This window comes from Klebsiella sp. GG_Kp175 (assembly GCF_040062325.1).
In the GTDB taxonomy this organism is placed as follows: Bacteria; Pseudomonadota; Gammaproteobacteria; order Enterobacterales; family Enterobacteriaceae; genus Klebsiella; species Klebsiella quasipneumoniae.
Genome location: NZ_JBEAFX010000002.1, coordinates 272,417 through 287,389 on the forward strand (window position 1 = coordinate 272,417; position 14,973 = coordinate 287,389).

The 14,973-nt window shown below is 59.9% G+C and carries 14 protein-coding genes and 1 other annotated feature; of the genes, 4 read left to right on the forward strand and 10 right to left on the reverse strand.

Features of this window, described 5'->3' with window-relative positions; genetic code table 11:
* Positions 1-11: 11 nt before the first annotated feature.
* From cobT to dacD, 6 genes are all read right to left on the reverse strand, one after another.
* Positions 12-1,079 carry a nicotinate-nucleotide--dimethylbenzimidazole phosphoribosyltransferase gene (gene cobT, locus ABLU73_RS04530; protein ID WP_048325042.1) on the reverse strand — a complete coding sequence of 356 codons (1,068 nt, stop codon included), beginning with the start codon at positions 1,077-1,079 and terminating at the stop codon, positions 12-14.
* A 27-nt stretch (positions 1,080-1,106) separates the two neighbouring features.
* Positions 1,107-1,847 (reverse strand): adenosylcobinamide-GDP ribazoletransferase, encoded by a 741-nt coding sequence (cobS, locus tag ABLU73_RS04535; RefSeq protein ID WP_017899696.1) that lies wholly within the window; start codon positions 1,845-1,847, stop codon positions 1,107-1,109.
* A gap of 312 nt (positions 1,848-2,159) precedes the next feature.
* The gene (locus tag ABLU73_RS04540; RefSeq protein WP_002911883.1) at positions 2,160-2,483 is read right to left on the reverse strand and encodes a DUF496 family protein; all 324 of its coding nucleotides are present in this window, start codon (positions 2,481-2,483) and stop codon (positions 2,160-2,162) included.
* 167 nt (positions 2,484-2,650) lie between these two features.
* Entirely contained in the window at positions 2,651-3,709 is a 1,059-nt protein-coding gene (locus ABLU73_RS04545) for an FUSC family protein (RefSeq protein WP_004203544.1), read from the reverse strand.
* Positions 3,710-3,807: 98 nt separating this feature from the next.
* On the reverse strand, positions 3,808-4,281 hold the full coding sequence (gene sbmC, locus ABLU73_RS04550; RefSeq protein ID WP_264924749.1) for a DNA gyrase inhibitor SbmC: 474 nt from the start codon (positions 4,279-4,281) through the stop codon (positions 3,808-3,810).
* Between the two features lie 185 nt (positions 4,282-4,466).
* On the reverse strand, positions 4,467-5,630 hold the full coding sequence (dacD, locus tag ABLU73_RS04555) for a serine-type D-Ala-D-Ala carboxypeptidase DacD (RefSeq protein WP_004203546.1): 1,164 nt from the start codon (positions 5,628-5,630) through the stop codon (positions 4,467-4,469).
* Between the two features lie 180 nt (positions 5,631-5,810).
* Between dacD and sbcB the strand changes: the two genes are divergently transcribed.
* Positions 5,811-7,235 carry an exodeoxyribonuclease I gene (gene sbcB, locus ABLU73_RS04560; RefSeq protein ID WP_004203547.1) on the forward strand — a complete coding sequence of 475 codons (1,425 nt, stop codon included), beginning with the start codon at positions 5,811-5,813 and terminating at the stop codon, positions 7,233-7,235.
* 222 nt (positions 7,236-7,457) lie between these two features.
* Here the strand turns inward: sbcB and fusA are convergent, their stop codons facing one another.
* Entirely contained in the window at positions 7,458-9,560 is a 2,103-nt protein-coding gene (gene fusA / locus ABLU73_RS04565; RefSeq protein ID WP_348850070.1) for an elongation factor G, read from the reverse strand.
* Positions 9,561-9,800: 240 nt separating this feature from the next.
* On the opposite strand from fusA, the gene ABLU73_RS04570 reads away from it, so the two are divergent.
* Complete coding sequence (locus tag ABLU73_RS04570) at positions 9,801-10,112, forward strand: helix-turn-helix domain-containing protein (RefSeq protein ID WP_017899702.1); 312 nt, start codon at positions 9,801-9,803, stop codon at positions 10,110-10,112.
* A gap of 185 nt (positions 10,113-10,297) precedes the next feature.
* On the opposite strand, the gene plaP is transcribed toward ABLU73_RS04570, so the two are convergent.
* From plaP to ABLU73_RS04585, 3 genes are all read right to left on the reverse strand, one after another.
* On the reverse strand, positions 10,298-11,656 hold the full coding sequence (gene plaP / locus ABLU73_RS04575) for a putrescine/proton symporter PlaP (protein ID WP_004148994.1): 1,359 nt from the start codon (positions 11,654-11,656) through the stop codon (positions 10,298-10,300).
* A gap of 289 nt (positions 11,657-11,945) precedes the next feature.
* Positions 11,946-12,836: a LysR substrate-binding domain-containing protein gene (locus ABLU73_RS04580; protein ID WP_122543153.1), complete on the reverse strand. Its 891-nt coding sequence runs from the start codon at positions 12,834-12,836 to the stop codon at positions 11,946-11,948.
* Between the two features lie 38 nt (positions 12,837-12,874).
* On the reverse strand, positions 12,875-13,699 hold the full coding sequence (locus ABLU73_RS04585) for an SDR family oxidoreductase (RefSeq protein ID WP_004203585.1): 825 nt from the start codon (positions 13,697-13,699) through the stop codon (positions 12,875-12,877).
* Between the two features lie 175 nt (positions 13,700-13,874).
* On the opposite strand from ABLU73_RS04585, the gene hisL reads away from it, so the two are divergent.
* Complete coding sequence (gene hisL, locus ABLU73_RS04590) at positions 13,875-13,925, forward strand: his operon leader peptide (RefSeq protein ID WP_004899375.1); 51 nt, start codon at positions 13,875-13,877, stop codon at positions 13,923-13,925.
* Positions 13,901-14,023: a sequence feature (His leader region), on the forward strand. Its footprint overlaps the gene before it by 25 nt.
* A gap of 47 nt (positions 14,024-14,070) precedes the next feature.
* A complete protein-coding gene (hisG, locus tag ABLU73_RS04595) occupies positions 14,071-14,970 on the forward strand; it encodes an ATP phosphoribosyltransferase (RefSeq protein ID WP_002912152.1) in 900 nt (299 codons plus the stop codon).
* Positions 14,971-14,973 lie beyond the last annotated feature (3 nt).

The following is a 14,973-nucleotide window of genomic DNA, read 5'->3' on the forward strand; positions in this document are numbered from 1 at the left end:
GCGCTTTATCATCAGGACGCTGGCGCGCTATCGGGCAGCACAATGTTGCTCTGCGCCAGGGTCCCCATCTGATGGTACATTGCACTGGCGGCATCCAGCAGGTGCATGGCCAGCGCGGCGCCGCTGCCCTCCCCCAGGCGCATGTCCATATCGAGATACGGGCGCAGACCCAGCGCGTCGAGGGCGATCCGCGCCCCTTTCTCCGCCGACAGGTGCGAAGGGATAAGATACGGGTGCGCCGCCGGGGCCATGCGGCAGGCCGCCAGAGCCGAAGCGTAGGAGAGGAAACCATCCAGCACCACCGGCAGACCGCAGGAAGCCGCCCCGAGGATCACCCCGGTCATGCCCACCAGATCAAAACCGCCCACCTTCGCCAGCACGTCCAGCCCGTCCGCCGGGTTCGGCTGGTTATAAGCGATCGCCTGGCGCACCACCGCCACCTTATGGCCCCGCTGCGCCAGCGGCAGATTGGCCCCGCAGCCCACCACCGCGTCGGGGTCGCTGCCGGTCAGGACGCTGATCGTCGCTGCCGCCGGGGTGGTATTGGCCATCCCCAGCTCTCCCACGCCAAAGACTTTCACTCCGTCGGCGGCGAGCTGGCGGGTGAAATGCATGCTGGCCAGCAGCACCGTCTCCGCCTGCTGACGGCTCATCGCCGCCGTCCGGGCGATATTCCCGCTACCGCGGGCCACCTTGAGGTTGATCAGGCCCGGCAGCGGCTCGGCGTCGATGCCGACATCCACCACCTCCACTCTCACCCCGGCCTGTGCCGCCAGCACGCAGACCCCGGTGTTGCCCCGTACCATATTGCCGGCATGAATGGCCGTCACCGCCTGCGGCGAAGGGGTCACGCCTTCATGCCAGACGCCGTGGTCGGCGCACATGACCACGATGGCTTTATCGCTCAGCGCCAGCTGCCCCTGCAGCCCCGGCAGACCGGCCAGCTGCACCGCCAGGCTCTCCAGACGGCCAAGGCTGCCGGGCGGCTTTAACAGGCCGTCAATATGCTGCTGCGCGCGCGCCATGCCCGCCACATCGGGCTGCGGAATGGCAGCCAGTAACGCCGAAAGTGTTTCCATTCTGTTCCTCACCGTGGATGCCAGGCCTTACAGTAGCGCCAGTAAAAAGAATAATTCGCCCAGCTCGATCGCCGCTCCGAGGGTATCCCCGGTCTGCCCGCCGAGGGTGCGCTTCAGCGCCCACCCCAGGCCCCCGATCAGCACCAGGGCGATCAGCGCGGCGCGCAGCCCCTGCAGCCCCAGCAGGGCGGTGGCCAGCGCGATCGCTATCGCCAACGTCGTTAGCGTCTGCTGCAGGCTAATCTTGCCAATAAACAGATTGCCCAACCCTTTTTCCCGCGCATAGCGATGGCGATACATCAGCAGTACCGCCATCCCGCGACCGACGGCGCAGGCCGCCGCCAGCGCCGCGATGGGGTTGACATCGCGTAGCAGCAGTTCGCCGACCACCAGCACCTTGGCCACCAGCACAAAAATCAGCGCCAGCCCGCCGTGGGTACCCAGCCGGCTGTCGCGCATGATCTCCAGCATCCGATCGCGGGTGCGGGCGGAGAAGATGCCGTCGCAGGTATCGGCCAGCCCGTCAAGGTGAAATCCGCCGGTGAGCAGCGCCAGCGCCAGCGCGCCGAACAGCGCCGCCAGCGGGACGCCGCACCATGGCTGCAGGAGGTACACCACCGCGCCGGCGATGGCGCCGAGCAGTAAACCGACCAGCGGGAAGGTGACGATACTGCGCTGGTACTGTTCGATCTCCAGGCCCTGGGATAACCGCGCCGGGACCGGCAGACGGCTGATAAACGAGAGTGCAGCAAAGAATGACTTAATCACGTGGGGTTGACTCCTGTCGGCGAAAGCAGCGGAAGAGTTCTGTCGCGCCCGGTCAGCACCTGAGTTTGTCTTCTGGCGAATCGATCGTCGGAGAGGTGAGAGGTGTTGAGATATCGCCCTGACGCCACTGCGTCAGATGCCCGGCCAGGATGAGAGAAACCTTTCCGATATCAATACGTTTTCGCGGGGCAGTATAGCAAAGAGTCGGTGAGGAGAGGCAGTTGCCGGGACAAAGTTTTCGCAGAAATATGCGTTGAGGAGCTGGTAGTGCAGAACAGCCCGGCGACGCTGACCGCCGCCGGACAGCAGGCATTAGCCTTCGACTTTGGCTTCGCCCATCACTTTCAGTTTTTTGGAGATGTCGCGACGCTCTTTGGACAGCTCGGCATTCTTGATGATGTAGTCATCAACGCGGTCTTCGTAATCGCTCTTCATGCTGGCGATGATGCCCTGGATAGCTTCCACGCTCATGCCCGGCTTGATGTAGTCGCTGAGGTTGTCCAGCAGCAGAACGCGCTTCTGGTTATCACGGATCTTTTTCTCAACGTCCTGAATTTCACGCTGCAGTTTGTTCTTACGACGGTACAGACGAACAAACTCCAGTACGTCCTGGAAAGAAGGCTTAGTTGTTTCCATTTTTACACCCCTAATAATTGAGATTCGGATTCGTAAAGCGACTGCGTTATAGGGCTAACATAACTGCTAGCAGTCGCTGATGACAATGTTTTTTCCTTTGCGTTTATCATAACCCTAAACGCTGCTGAATCGAAACAACCCATGCAGTTACCCGGCGCATCTGGTGCTTATTTGCGCAATGCGCGGCAGATCAGATGCGACAGCAGCTCCAGCTGGCGTGCCAGTTCAATAGAGAGCCAAACATAGCCATGGATCGGGGTTTCCGCCAGGCTGTCGTCCCCCTGCTCTTTCATCAGCTGGCGCAGTTCGAGGACAATCTCATTCAGCTTTTCATTGTTGGCGCGCACAGGCTGAGGGTTTCCTTCGTACAGCGCGTGGGCGATGGCCAACAGCGTCTGCTGGGTCATCTGCTGCGTCTCGCGCAGGGTGTGCGCATTGAGCATCACGAAGTGACCCGGACGGGTTGCCCACCAGGCGTTGATCTGCAGCTCCAGCATGCACACGAGGTTGCGGCTGACGGTCTGGATAGCCTCGAAGATCGCCTTCTGGATATGCGTCTCTTTGCTGGCGGGAGTGATCAGCCCGCGCATTTTGACGACGTCGTTGAGCGCCTGCTGAAGATGTTTTTCCAGCCGCGGCCGATCCACCAGATTTGGCGAGAAGCCGGCCTGGTAGAGGCGGTTGAAGTTGGTGACGTAGCTGGCCATCTGGATACGCCAGTGGATAAACGCCCGCTGCGGCCAGATACCGGTAAACAACATTGCCAGCAGCGAGCCGAAGATCACGTCGCCGCTTCGCCACAGCGCGGTATGCATATCGCCGGGCGGCGCCCCGACCACCACCGACAGGGTAATGCCGATCAGCAGCGCCTGATAGGGTTTCTTGCCCAGCGCCAGCCAGCCGCAGAGGAACATTGCCGCCGCGCACCAGAGGACCATCAGCGGCAGGGAGATAAGCTCAAGCTTCAGCGCCACCAGCCCCAGCGCCGAGCCGAGGATCGTGCCGCCGATGCGCTGAAACGCCCGCGGCACGACGTTGCCCCAGAAGGAGATCGGCCCCATCACCACCACCAGGGTAATAAGAGGCCAGGTCCCCTCGGGCACGTTCAGCAGCCGCACCAGCAAAAAGGTGAGCACAAAGGCCAGCGCAATCCGCACACCATGCACCACCCGATAATGGCGATACAAGCGGATCTCAAATGGCTTGAGTGATTTATCAGCGCGCACAACCCTCTCCGGCAAAACGAAAAGGCCAATTGTAACTGCTTTTTCGCCCGGAGCATGCCGGGAATGTAAAAATCCTTGTCCGGAACAGGGGTAAACCGCTACGACACGACGCGCTCAACGGGGACATACATGTCGATATCCCAGTAGCCGTCGTGGTTGCCGTCGTTAAGATAGATCTCAAAACAGGGCCTGGGGGCCACGCGATGCGTTGTGCTCTGCAGCAGACTGTCGAAAAACTGCATCCACGGGGTAGCAAAATCGTAATCCACCACTCGCGCGCGGGCGCAGGCGTAATCCCCGCCGGCAATCGCCGCCAGTATCACCCCTTCGCTGTTGGCGGGAATGACGTAATCCTCGTCAACGGCGACCACGGTGGCGCAGCGTAGTTTTTCCGCTGGCACGTCCTCCGGGTTATCGTAGTAGACGGCAAGCCACTCGCGGGCGGGCACCTGATGGTTCTCAACCCACATCATCAGTTGCTCAAACCCCTGCTTGACGGTTTGATCCCAGGGCCCGACCAGATGGAAACCGGCAATGGTTTTCTTGCCGAGGGTGGTGACGCTGTAGTTCATCTTGCCTCCTTTGTGAACAAATTACTGTATAAATGTACAGTTAATCTAGCAGGAGATCCCCCCTCAGTATGTGCGCGAATTCACAGAGTCGCCATTGCGGCTGATGAAAAAAACGGCGACTTTGTCGCCGCGTCTGCCGGGCGGCAGCCGAAAAAAAACCGCCTGCAAAGAGGCGGTTATCATGGTTACAGCTCGTGGTGCAGGTAATCGCTCATTCGCGAGAACACCCCGCCTTTATTGATGCTTTCGAGGGTGACCAGCGGATAGTGGCCCACGACCTTGTCGCCGTCATACAGCGAAATCTCGCCGACCCGCTGGTTGGCGGCGATCGGCGCCTCCAGATCCTTTTTATCCAGCACGTATTTCGCCTTAATCCGCGATACTTCCGCCTTCGGCAACGCTAACCAGAAATCTTGATCGGTGCCGAGCTTAATCTGCTCTTTATCGCCGTACCAGATGCGCTCAGTGCCGACCTTCTGCCCTTTCTGCAGCACTTGCACGGTGTCGAAGTTCTGCTGACCCCAGTGCAGCAGTTTCGCGGCCTGCTGCTCGCGGCCTTTCGGGCTGTCGGCCCCCATCACCACGGCGATCAGCCGGCGCTGGCCATCCACCGCCGAGGCGATCAGGTTGAACCCGGCGCCCGATGTGTGGCCGGTTTTCAGGCCATCGACGTTCATGGTTTTATCCCACAGCAGACCGTTACGGTTTTGCTGGGTAATGCCGTTCCACGTCAGGCTTTTCTGGCTGTACATGTGGTAGACGTCAGGCTCGCCATGGATAATCGCCCGCGACAGCACCGCCAGGTCATAGGCCGAACTGTGCTGGCCCGGGGCATCGAGGCCGTGGACGGTTTCGAAATGGGTGTCCTGCAGATGCAGTTTTTCGACATACTGATTCATCAGGGCGACAAACTGCGGCTGACCGCCGGCGACATAGTCGGCCAGCGCGACGCAGGCGTCGTTGCCGGAGTCGACAATCAGCCCACGGCTGAGGTCGCGGACGCTGACGCGGTCCCCTGGCTTTAAGAACATCAGGGATGACCCGTCGAACACCGGGTTGCCCTTCGCCCAGGCGTCTTTACCCACGGTGACGATATCATCAAAGGTGATACGATGGCTGTCGATGGCACGATCGACCACGTAGCCGGTCATCAGTTTGGTCAGGCTGGCAGGATTACGCTGCTGATGTTCGTTACCCGCGGTCAGCACCTGACCGGTGGTGTAATCCATCAGCACCCAGGAGCCAGCCTGAATGGAAGGCGGCGCGACCGTAGCAGGTAAGTCGACGGCAAATGCGCAGGAAACGCTCGAAGCGAGCAAAGATACAGCAATAAACAAACGGCCTTTCAACGGCATATCCTCTAGATTTACAGATCCGCCGTCCTTTTTACGGAACTTCGCGTTTCATATCAGGGTTTAATTGCAAGAAAATATGACACAGCAGAGGAAGTTGCTTGCCGTTACCCTTCTGATGACCGGGCAAATCGTTTACCATACCGGTCGCACGCCACCACGGATAATGAACAGACTATGCAAGATAGCGTCAACCAGCCCGGATTTTTATTCCACGATTATGAAACCTTCGGCACCAGCCCTTCCCTTGACCGGCCGGCGCAGTTCGCCGCCATCCGCACCGACGCGGAGTTAAACGTGCTCGGCGAGCCCGAGGTGTTTTACTGCAAGCCCGCTGACGATTATCTGCCGCAGCCGCAGGCGGTGATGATCACCGGGATCACCCCGCAGGAAGCGCTGGCCAAAGGGGATAACGAGGCCGCGTTTGCCCGCCGCATCCACGATCTGTTCACGGTGCCGCAGACCTGCATCGTCGGCTATAACAACGTGCGCTTTGACGACGAAGTGACGCGGAATATCTTCTATCGCAACTTCTATGACCCTTATGCCTGGAGCTGGCAGCACGATAACTCGCGCTGGGATCTGCTCGACGTGATGCGCGCCTGCTATGCCCTGCGTCCGGAAGGGATCGTCTGGCCGGAGAATGACGAGGGTCTGCCGAGCTTCCGGCTTGAACATCTGACCGTCGCCAACGGTATTGAACACCAGAACGCCCATGACGCGATGGCCGACGTTTACGCCACCATCGCCATGGCGAAGCTGGTGAAAACCCGGCAGCCGCGGCTGTTTGACTATCTCTACAGCCACCGCAATAAGCGCAAGCTGGCGACGCTCATCGACGTGCCGCAAATGAAGCCGCTGGTGCATGTCTCCGGCATGTTCGGCGCCGCGCGCGGCAACACCAGCCTGGTGGCGCCCCTGGCCTGGCATCCGGAAAACCGCAATGCGGTGATCATGGTCGATCTGGCGGGGGATATGGCGCCGCTGCTGGAACTGGATGCCGACGCCCTGCGCGAGCGGCTTTACACCCCGCGCGCCGAGCTTGGCGATCTGCCGGCGGCGCCGATTAAACTGGTGCATTTGAACAAATGTCCGGTGCTGGCCCAGGCCAATACCCTGCGCCCGCAGGATGCCGACCGGCTGGGGATCTCTATTCAACGCTGTCTGGAGAATGCCCAGCTGCTGCGGGCGAATCCGCAGGTGCGGGAGAAAGTGGTGGCGGTCTATGCCGAAGCCGAGCCGTTCGTGCCGTCCGAAAACGTCGACGCCCAGCTTTACAATGGGTTCTTTAGCGATGCCGACCGCGCGGCGATGAAAATCGTGCTGGAAACCGAACCGCGCAATCTGCCGGCGCTGGATATCACCTTCGCCGACAAGCGCATCGAACGCCTGCTGTTTAACTACCGGGCGCGCAACTTCCCCGGCACGCTCGATGAACATGAGCAGCAGCGCTGGTTAGAGCACCGTCGTCAGGTATTTACGCCTGAGTTTTTGCAGGCCTATGCCGATGAGCTGCAGATGCTGTATCAGCAGTATGCGGATGATAAAGAGAAGCTGGCGCAGCTGAAGGCGTTGTGGCAGTACGCGCAGGATATTGTCTGATTGGCGGACATGCCCGGGTTGCGGCTAACGCCTTACCCGGGCTACAAACGATGACCGGGGAGGACGCCTGACCGTAGGCCCGCGCAAGCGCAGCGCCGCCGGGCATTGCCTCCCCAGTTCGTGCTTACCTTTTTGCCCGGTGGCGGCTTCGCCTTACCGGGCCTGGACGCTGGTACCAGAGTAGCCCGGGTAAGGCGCTAGCCGCTACCCGGGATGACTGGCTTAACTTTTCGCACGGCTGGCGATGATTTCATCCGCTACGTTGCGCGGCGCTTCCGCGTAGTGGTGGAACTCCATGCTGTAGGTTGCTCGTCCCTGAGACATCGAGCGCAGCGTGGTGGAATAACCAAACATCTCCGCCAGCGGCACATCGGCGCGGATGATCTGGCTGCCGAAGCGCTCTTCCATCCCCTGCACCATCCCGCGACGGGAAGAGAGATCGCCCATGATATTCCCGGCGTACTCTTCCGGCGTCTCCACCTCCACGTGCATCACCGGCTCCAGGATCACCGGATCCGCTTTGCGCGCGCCTTCCCGGAAGCCAAAGATCGCCGCCATGCGGAACGCCATCTCCGAGGAGTCCACGTCGTGGTACGACCCGAAGGTCAGGGTCGCTTTCACGTCAACCACCGGATAGCCCGCCAGCACGCCGGTGCCCATCGCTTCGCGCAGCCCTTTCTCCACGGAAGGGATGTACTCGCGCGGCACCACGCCACCTTTGGTGGCGTCCTCGAAAACGAAACCGCTGCCCGGCTCCAGCGGCTCCAGGGTCAGCACAACGTGCCCGTACTGCCCTTTGCCGCCGGACTGGCGTACAAATTTGCCTTCCACGTCCGTCACTTTCTTGCGCAGGGTTTCGCGGTAGGTGACCTGCGGACGACCAATGTTGGCCTCAACGCCAAACTCGCGCTTCATCCGGTCGACAATGATCTCCAGATGCAGCTCGCCCATGCCGGAGATAATCGTCTGGCCGGACTCTTCATCGGTATGCAGACGGAACGACGGATCTTCCGCCGCCAGCCGCTGCAGCGCGATGCCCATTTTCTCCTGGTCCGCTTTGGTCTTCGGCTCAATCGCCAGCGAAATCACCGGCTCCGGAAACTCCATGCGCTCAAGGGTAATAATCGCATCCGGATCGCATAGCGTATCACCGGTGGTCACATCCTTCAGCCCAACGCAGGCCGCGATATCCCCGGCGTGCAGTTCGTCAACTTCGTGGCGATCGTTGGCCTGCATCAGCACGATACGTCCGATGCGCTCTTTCTTGCCCTTCACCGGGTTCCACACCGCATCGCCTTTCTTCAGCGTCCCGGAGTAGACGCGGATAAAGGTCAGCTGGCCGACGTAGGGGTCGGTCATCAGTTTGAACGCCAGCGCCGACAGCGGCTCATCGTCGCTCGGATGGCGTTCCGCCGACTGGCCTTTCTCATCCACGCCCTGTATCGCCGGAATATCCAACGGCGACGGCATCAGCTCCACCACCGCGTCGAGCATGCGCTGCACGCCTTTGTTTTTAAAGGCGCTCCCGCAGAGCACCGCCTGGATTTCGCCCTTCACCGTGCGCTGGCGCAGACCGGCGACGATCTCCGCCTCGTCCAGCTCGCCGGTTTCGAGGTATTTGTCCATCAGCGCGTCGCTGGCCTCCGCCGCCGCCGAGACCATTTTCTCCCGCCACTCGCGGGCAGTCGCCAGCAGATCGTCAGGGACCGGCCCGTAGCTGAAGGTCATGCCCTGAGTGGCGTCATCCCACAGGATGGCGCGCATTTTCACCAGGTCGACGACGCCGGTGAAATGCTCTTCGGCGCCAATGGGGATGACAATCGGCACCGGGTTGGCCTTCAGGCGGTCGATCATCATCTGCACCACGCGGAAGAAATCCGCCCCGGGGCGGTCCATCTTGTTGACGAAGGCCAGCCGCGGGACATGGTATTTATTCGCCTGGCGCCAGACAGTCTCCGACTGGGGCTGCACTCCGCCGACTGAGTCATACACCATCACCGCGCCGTCGAGCACGCGCATGGAACGTTCCACCTCAATGGTGAAATCCACGTGCCCCGGGGTGTCGATGATATTGATCCGGTGCGGCTCGAAGCTGCGGTCCATACCCGGCCAGAAGCAGCTCACCGCCGCCGAGGTAATGGTGATCCCGCGCTCCTGCTCCTGGGCCATCCAGTCGGTGGTTGCCGCGCCATCGTGTACTTCACCCAGCTTATGGCTCATCCCGGTGTAAAACAGGATGCGCTCGGTGGTGGTGGTTTTACCGGCATCGATATGCGCGGAGATACCGATGTTGCGATAACGTTCGAGGGGGATGGGTCGGGGCATGATGCGTCCTTAGTCGTTTTGACTGTCAGTCTGCGGTCGGAATGATCCGCAGTTCATTTAACTGCCGCCTATGATAGTACAATTGTACGAGTATATTCGAACTATTTTGACTATTATTATGATTGGTCAGGTTGCGGCGGCGCGCGTGGTATCAGACCTGGAGTTTGGGTATAGTAGCCGCCAGCCGCCGATACGGGCTGCGACCGCCATGCGCCGCGCCAACGCCGACACAGGATTATTATGATCGCCAATCACCCCGAACGAGAACAAATTCGCCTGGAAAATGTCCTTTCCGCGCTCGGCAACCCGCTGCGACTGGAGATCATCCGCACGCTGGCCGACGGCAGCGAGCAGAGCTGCAACGCGCTGCGTCAGGAAGAGGTGGCCAAGTCCACCATGACCCACCACTGGCGCGTCCTGCGCGACAGCGGTGTGATCTGGCAGCGGCCTCAGGGACGGGAGAATATGATTTCGCTGCGCAGGGAAGATCTGGACGCCCGTTTTCCCGGCCTGCTGGATACGCTGCTGAACGTGATGGTGCGGGAGGGATAAGTATTTACGCCGGGTAGCCACTGCGCCTGACCCGTCCTGCAAAGACCTGCCGTCAGCTTATATCCCCCAGACCCGGCAAGCGCAGCGCCGCCGGGCAAAAAACAGGTCCCGGTATCGAACAAGCGCAGACGAAAAAAAAGCCGGAGGTTTCCCTCCGGCTTTTCTCATTCACATCACGCTACGCCTTACGCCACGTCTTCGTACTGCGGCACGGGGTTGCGGAAGCTTTTGGTCACGCAGGCCAGATAGACCAGACCGATACCGGCCCAGATCAGGCCCAGAATCATCGAGCTCTCTTCCAGGTTGACCCACAGCGCGCCGACGGTCAGGGCGCCGCACATCGGCAGGAACAGATACTGGAAGTGGTCTTTCAGCGTCTTGTTGCGTTTCTCACGGATCCAGAACTGCGAAATTACCGACAGGTTAACAAAGGTAAACGCCACCAGCGCACCAAAGTTAATCAGCGCCGTCGCCATCACCAGGTCGAAGTTAATCGCCAGCAGGGCAATAGCGCCGACCAGGATGATGTTCATCGCCGGGGTGCGCCAGGTCGGGTGGACGTAGCCGAAGAAGCTTTTCGGGAATACGCCGTCACGACCCATCACGTACATCAGACGCGCCACGCCAGCGTGCGCCGCCATACCGGAAGCCAGTACGGTGATGGTGGAGAAGATCAGCGCGCCCACCTGGAAGGCTTTACCTGCCACGTAGAGCATAATTTCCGGCTGTGACGCATCCGGATCTTTAAAGCGCGAGATATCCGGGAAGTACAGCTGCAGGAAGTAGGTGGCAAAGATGAAGATCAGGCCGCCGATCAGCGCGGTCAGGAAGATCGCGCGCGGAATGACGCGCTCTGCATCTTTGGTCTCTTCAGACAGGTTGCTGATGCCGTCGAAGCCGGTAAACGAGAAGCACAGGATCGTCGCCCCGGTAATCATCGGGATCACGTGCGCGTCACCGGACCAGAACGGACGGCTGCTGGCCAGCGTACCGGCGCCTTCGCCTTCAAACACGCCATAAATCACCATGCCGAGGATCACGGCAATCAGCACCACCTGCAGCACCACGATCACGGTGTTGAAGTTGGCCACGGATTTAATGCTGCGCAGGTTAAAGGCGGTCATAAAGGCGACCAGCGCGATAACAAACACCCACGACGGAATCGAAGGCACCAGCGCTTCAAAATAGATTTTCGCCAGCAGAATGTTGATCATCGGCGCGAACAGGTAGTCGAGCAGCGAGGACCAACCCACCATAAAGCCAACGGTCGGGCTGATGGATTTCTGCGCATAGGTATACGCCGAGCCGGCGGACGGGTAACGACGTACCAGCTTGCCGTAGCTCAGCGCAGTAAACAGGATAGCGATTAACGCAAAGGCGTAGGCCGTCGGCACGTGACCGTCGGTCATACCAGAGACGATACCAAACGTATCGAACAGCGTCATCGGCTGCATATAGGCCAGGCCCATCATTACAACCGGAACTAGCGTAAGTGTTTTACGTAATTCCACGCGAGAGGTATTTGGAGTAGCGTTATGCGACATAGTTATCCCCTTTTACGGTGAACGCCAGCGCGTAAGCAAAAAATTGCCCCATTTCTTTCTATTCCTCAGCGACAACGACTGTCGGTTTTTAGTAAATATCTATCCGGTACGAAGCCCGGCCTCTTGGTATTGAATGATGTGTCTTTCGACCAAAAAAATAACCGACACTTTAAAAAAAAGCGTCGGCTAGTCTCTGGTTTTCAGGCCGCATATTTTGCAACAAATTCAACGGCGTTGACAAGATGTTATGAAGTTCATTGCGTAAGCATATTTTTTAACGTGCTAATATCTATACGGTTTCCATATGATAAATTGTAAAAATAGCACTATTTGCTAATAGCGTTTCCCGCCACCATTTACCAGCCAAACCGCAGGTAGCGTCATTCCAGCCGATCCACGCGTGCTGACGAGGCGACTGCCCGCGCACGGTCAAGCTGACCAGTTCGCCGCTCTCCAGCAGCCCCTGCACCTGGTAACGCGGCAGGCAGCCCCACCCCAGCCCCATGCACAGCAGCGCCAGCTGCGCCGTAACGTCACATACCGTCAGGGTCTCCTGATCGCCGAGCAGCGCCCCGCCCTCGCCGGTGGCGACCGCGCGGTAACGGCGCAGAGTTCGCCAGCTCAACGGGGCGCGACGCTCCGCCAGAGGATGCTGCGGGGAGACCACCAGCTCCAGATCCAGCTCGCCAAGGGGAAGATAATCATAGCCGCTCAGCGGCGGCGGCTCGCCGAGCGCCCCCAGCAGGAGATCGGCCTGCCCTTCAGTCAGCGGCCGCCAGTCCAGCAGCGAGGGGTTCAGCGTGAAGTGCAGCCGGGTCAGCGGCTGCTGTTGATAAAATGCGGCGATCAGCGGCGAGAGTTGCGCCACGGGAAAAGTGCTGTCCACCGCCAGGCGGAGGGTATGCTCCCACCCCTGCTGCAGCTTAACCGCCCGGATCTCCAGTTCGCGGGCGATATGCAGCACTTCCCGTCCTTTCTCCAGCAGCATCTGTCCGGTGGGGGTAAAGCGCGCGCGGTGACCGCTGCGGTCGAGCAGCTGAATATTGAGATCGCTTTCCAGCCGGTGAATGGTGTAGCTCAGCGCCGAGGGCGTTTTAAAGAGCCTTGCCGACGCCGCGGCAAAACTCCCCTCTTTTTCCAGTGCGTCGAGGATCACGAGGACATCCAGCAGTGGTTTCATCGCTACCCCCTTACGGTATGCGAATCACCGCTGGCGCATCACTCCATCGGCATCACCAGCGGATCGGGGTACTGGTACTCAAATCCCAGCTCATTGCAGATTCGATTGCCATCCACAATCTTGCCCTGGCCGCCGTCCGGGCTGTCACTGAACACCGGCGGCGGCAGCCCCAGCTCGCGGGCCATCTGCGGATAAAAGAGGCCGCGTGCCGGATGGCGGGGCGCACATAGATTATAGATGTGCCCGCCCTTCGGAGCCTGCAGCAGCAGTTCGATGGCGGCCACCACATCCTGCAAATGCACCAGATTGACCACATGCTGGCCATCCGGCGCCGACTTGCCGGCGAAAAAACGTCCCGGATGACGGGACGGCCCCACCAGCCCGGCCAGGCGCAGAATATCCACCGACGTCCCCGGCAGGTTGTGCAGCCAGTCTTCCAGCTCCTTGAGCACCTGCCCGCTGGCGGTCTCCGGCAGGCGCGGGGAGTTCTCTTTCACCGTGCCGTTGACGTTGCCATACACCGAGGTGGAGCTGGTGAAGACGATCCGCGGAATATGGTACGCCAGCGCGGTATCGACGATCTCCTGCACCGCCTGCAGATAAAACCCTTCCCCCGCGCCGGTCCGCCGGGCCGGCAGCGTGATCACCAGCGCATCGACGTTCATCAGCGCGTCGAGGTCCTCGGTATCACAGACCAGCTGCGGCTCCAGGCGCAGCGGATAGCTGTCGATCCCGCACATCCGCGCCGCCTCCACGCCATCCTGCGTGGTTTTACTGCCGGTGACCTGCCAGCCTCGCGCCGTCAACGACAGCGCCAGCGGCATCCCCAGCCATCCCAAACCGACTATCGCGACCTTTTTCATCCCAGGCTCCTGACTCTTTCGCTGTGCTGATTACAGGCTACGCCAGCCAGCGGCAACTGACAATTTCTTCGCTCAATGTGAAATGAATTAATGATAGAAAAAAGCCCTTGCTTTCTGCGGCGGAAGTGGTTTAGGTTAAAGGACATCAAATGCATAGTCATTCACAGAGAATTTTATGAACCGCGTTCAATTTAAACACCACCATCATCACCATCATCCTGACTAGTCTTTCAGGCGATGTGTGCTGGAAGACATTTGGATCTTCCAGTGGTGCATGAACGCGCAGAGAGCCCCCGGAAGATTCACTTCCGGGGGCTTTTTTTTGGACCAAATTCGGACAGATTCAGACAGGTATTCAGAGGAAAAGAACAATGTTAGACAACACCCGTTTACGCATAGCTATTCAGAAATCAGGCCGTTTAAGCGAAGATTCACGCGAATTACTCAGCCGCTGCGGCATTAAAGTCAATTTGCACACCCAGCGTCTGATTGCGCTGGCGGAAAATATGCCAATCGACATTCTGCGCGTGCGTGATGACGATATCCCGGGCCTGGTGATGGACGGTGTTGTCGACCTCGGCATTATCGGCGAAAACGTGCTGGAAGAAGAGCTGCTCAGCCGCCGCGCCCAGGGCGAAGACCCGCGCTATTTCACCCTGCGCCGTCTCGACTTCGGCGGCTGCCGCCTGTCGCTGGCGACCCCGGTGGATGAAGCCTGGAACGGCCCGGCGGCGCTGGACGGCAAACGTATCGCCACCTCTTACCCGCACCTGCTGAAGCGCTACCTCGATCAAAAAGGTATCTCCTTTAAATCCTGTCTGCTGAACGGCTCCGTGGAAGTGGCGCCGCGCGCCGGCCTCGCCGACGCCATTTGCGACCTCGTCTCCACCGGCGCCACCCTGGAAGCCAACGGCCTGCGCGAAGTGGAAGTGATCTACCGCTCCAAAGCCTGCCTGATCCAGCGCGACGGCGAAATGGCCGACGCCAAACAGCAGCTGATTGACCGCCTGCTGACCCGTATTCAGGGGGTGATCCAGGCCCGCGAGTCGAAATACATCATGATGCACGCCCCGACCGAACGCCTTGAGGAAGTGGTTGCCCTGCTGCCGGGCGCCGAGCGTCCGACCATTCTGCCGCTGGCAGGCGACAAGCAGCGCGTGGCGATGCACATGGTCAGCAGCGAAACCCTGTTCTGGGAGACCATGGAAAAACTGAAGGCGCTGGGCGCCAGCTCCATTCTGGTGCTGCCGATTGAGAAGATGATGGAGTAATCG

What these genes read in the sequence shown, in the direction of transcription:
- cobT (WP_048325042.1), bottom strand. Translation starts at nt 1,079, where the DNA reads ATGGAAACACTTTCGGCGTTACTGGCTGCCATTCCGCAGCCCGATGTG.
- ABLU73_RS04540 (WP_002911883.1), bottom strand. Translation starts at nt 2,483, where the DNA reads ATGGAAACAACTAAGCCTTCTTTCCAGGACGTACTGGAGTTTGTTCGT.
- sbmC (WP_264924749.1), bottom strand. Translation starts at nt 4,281, where the DNA reads ATGAACTACAGCGTCACCACCCTCGGCAAGAAAACCATTGCCGGTTTC.
- sbcB (WP_004203547.1), top strand. Translation starts at nt 5,811, where the DNA reads ATGCAAGATAGCGTCAACCAGCCCGGATTTTTATTCCACGATTATGAA.
- fusA (WP_348850070.1), bottom strand. Translation starts at nt 9,560, where the DNA reads ATGCCCCGACCCATCCCCCTCGAACGTTATCGCAACATCGGTATCTCC.
- ABLU73_RS04570 (WP_017899702.1), top strand. Translation starts at nt 9,801, where the DNA reads ATGATCGCCAATCACCCCGAACGAGAACAAATTCGCCTGGAAAATGTC.
- plaP (WP_004148994.1), bottom strand. Translation starts at nt 11,656, where the DNA reads ATGTCGCATAACGCTACTCCAAATACCTCTCGCGTGGAATTACGTAAA.
- ABLU73_RS04580 (WP_122543153.1), bottom strand. Translation starts at nt 12,836, where the DNA reads ATGAAACCACTGCTGGATGTCCTCGTGATCCTCGACGCACTGGAAAAA.
- ABLU73_RS04585 (WP_004203585.1), bottom strand. Translation starts at nt 13,699, where the DNA reads ATGAAAAAGGTCGCGATAGTCGGTTTGGGATGGCTGGGGATGCCGCTG.
- hisG (WP_002912152.1), top strand. Translation starts at nt 14,071, where the DNA reads ATGTTAGACAACACCCGTTTACGCATAGCTATTCAGAAATCAGGCCGT.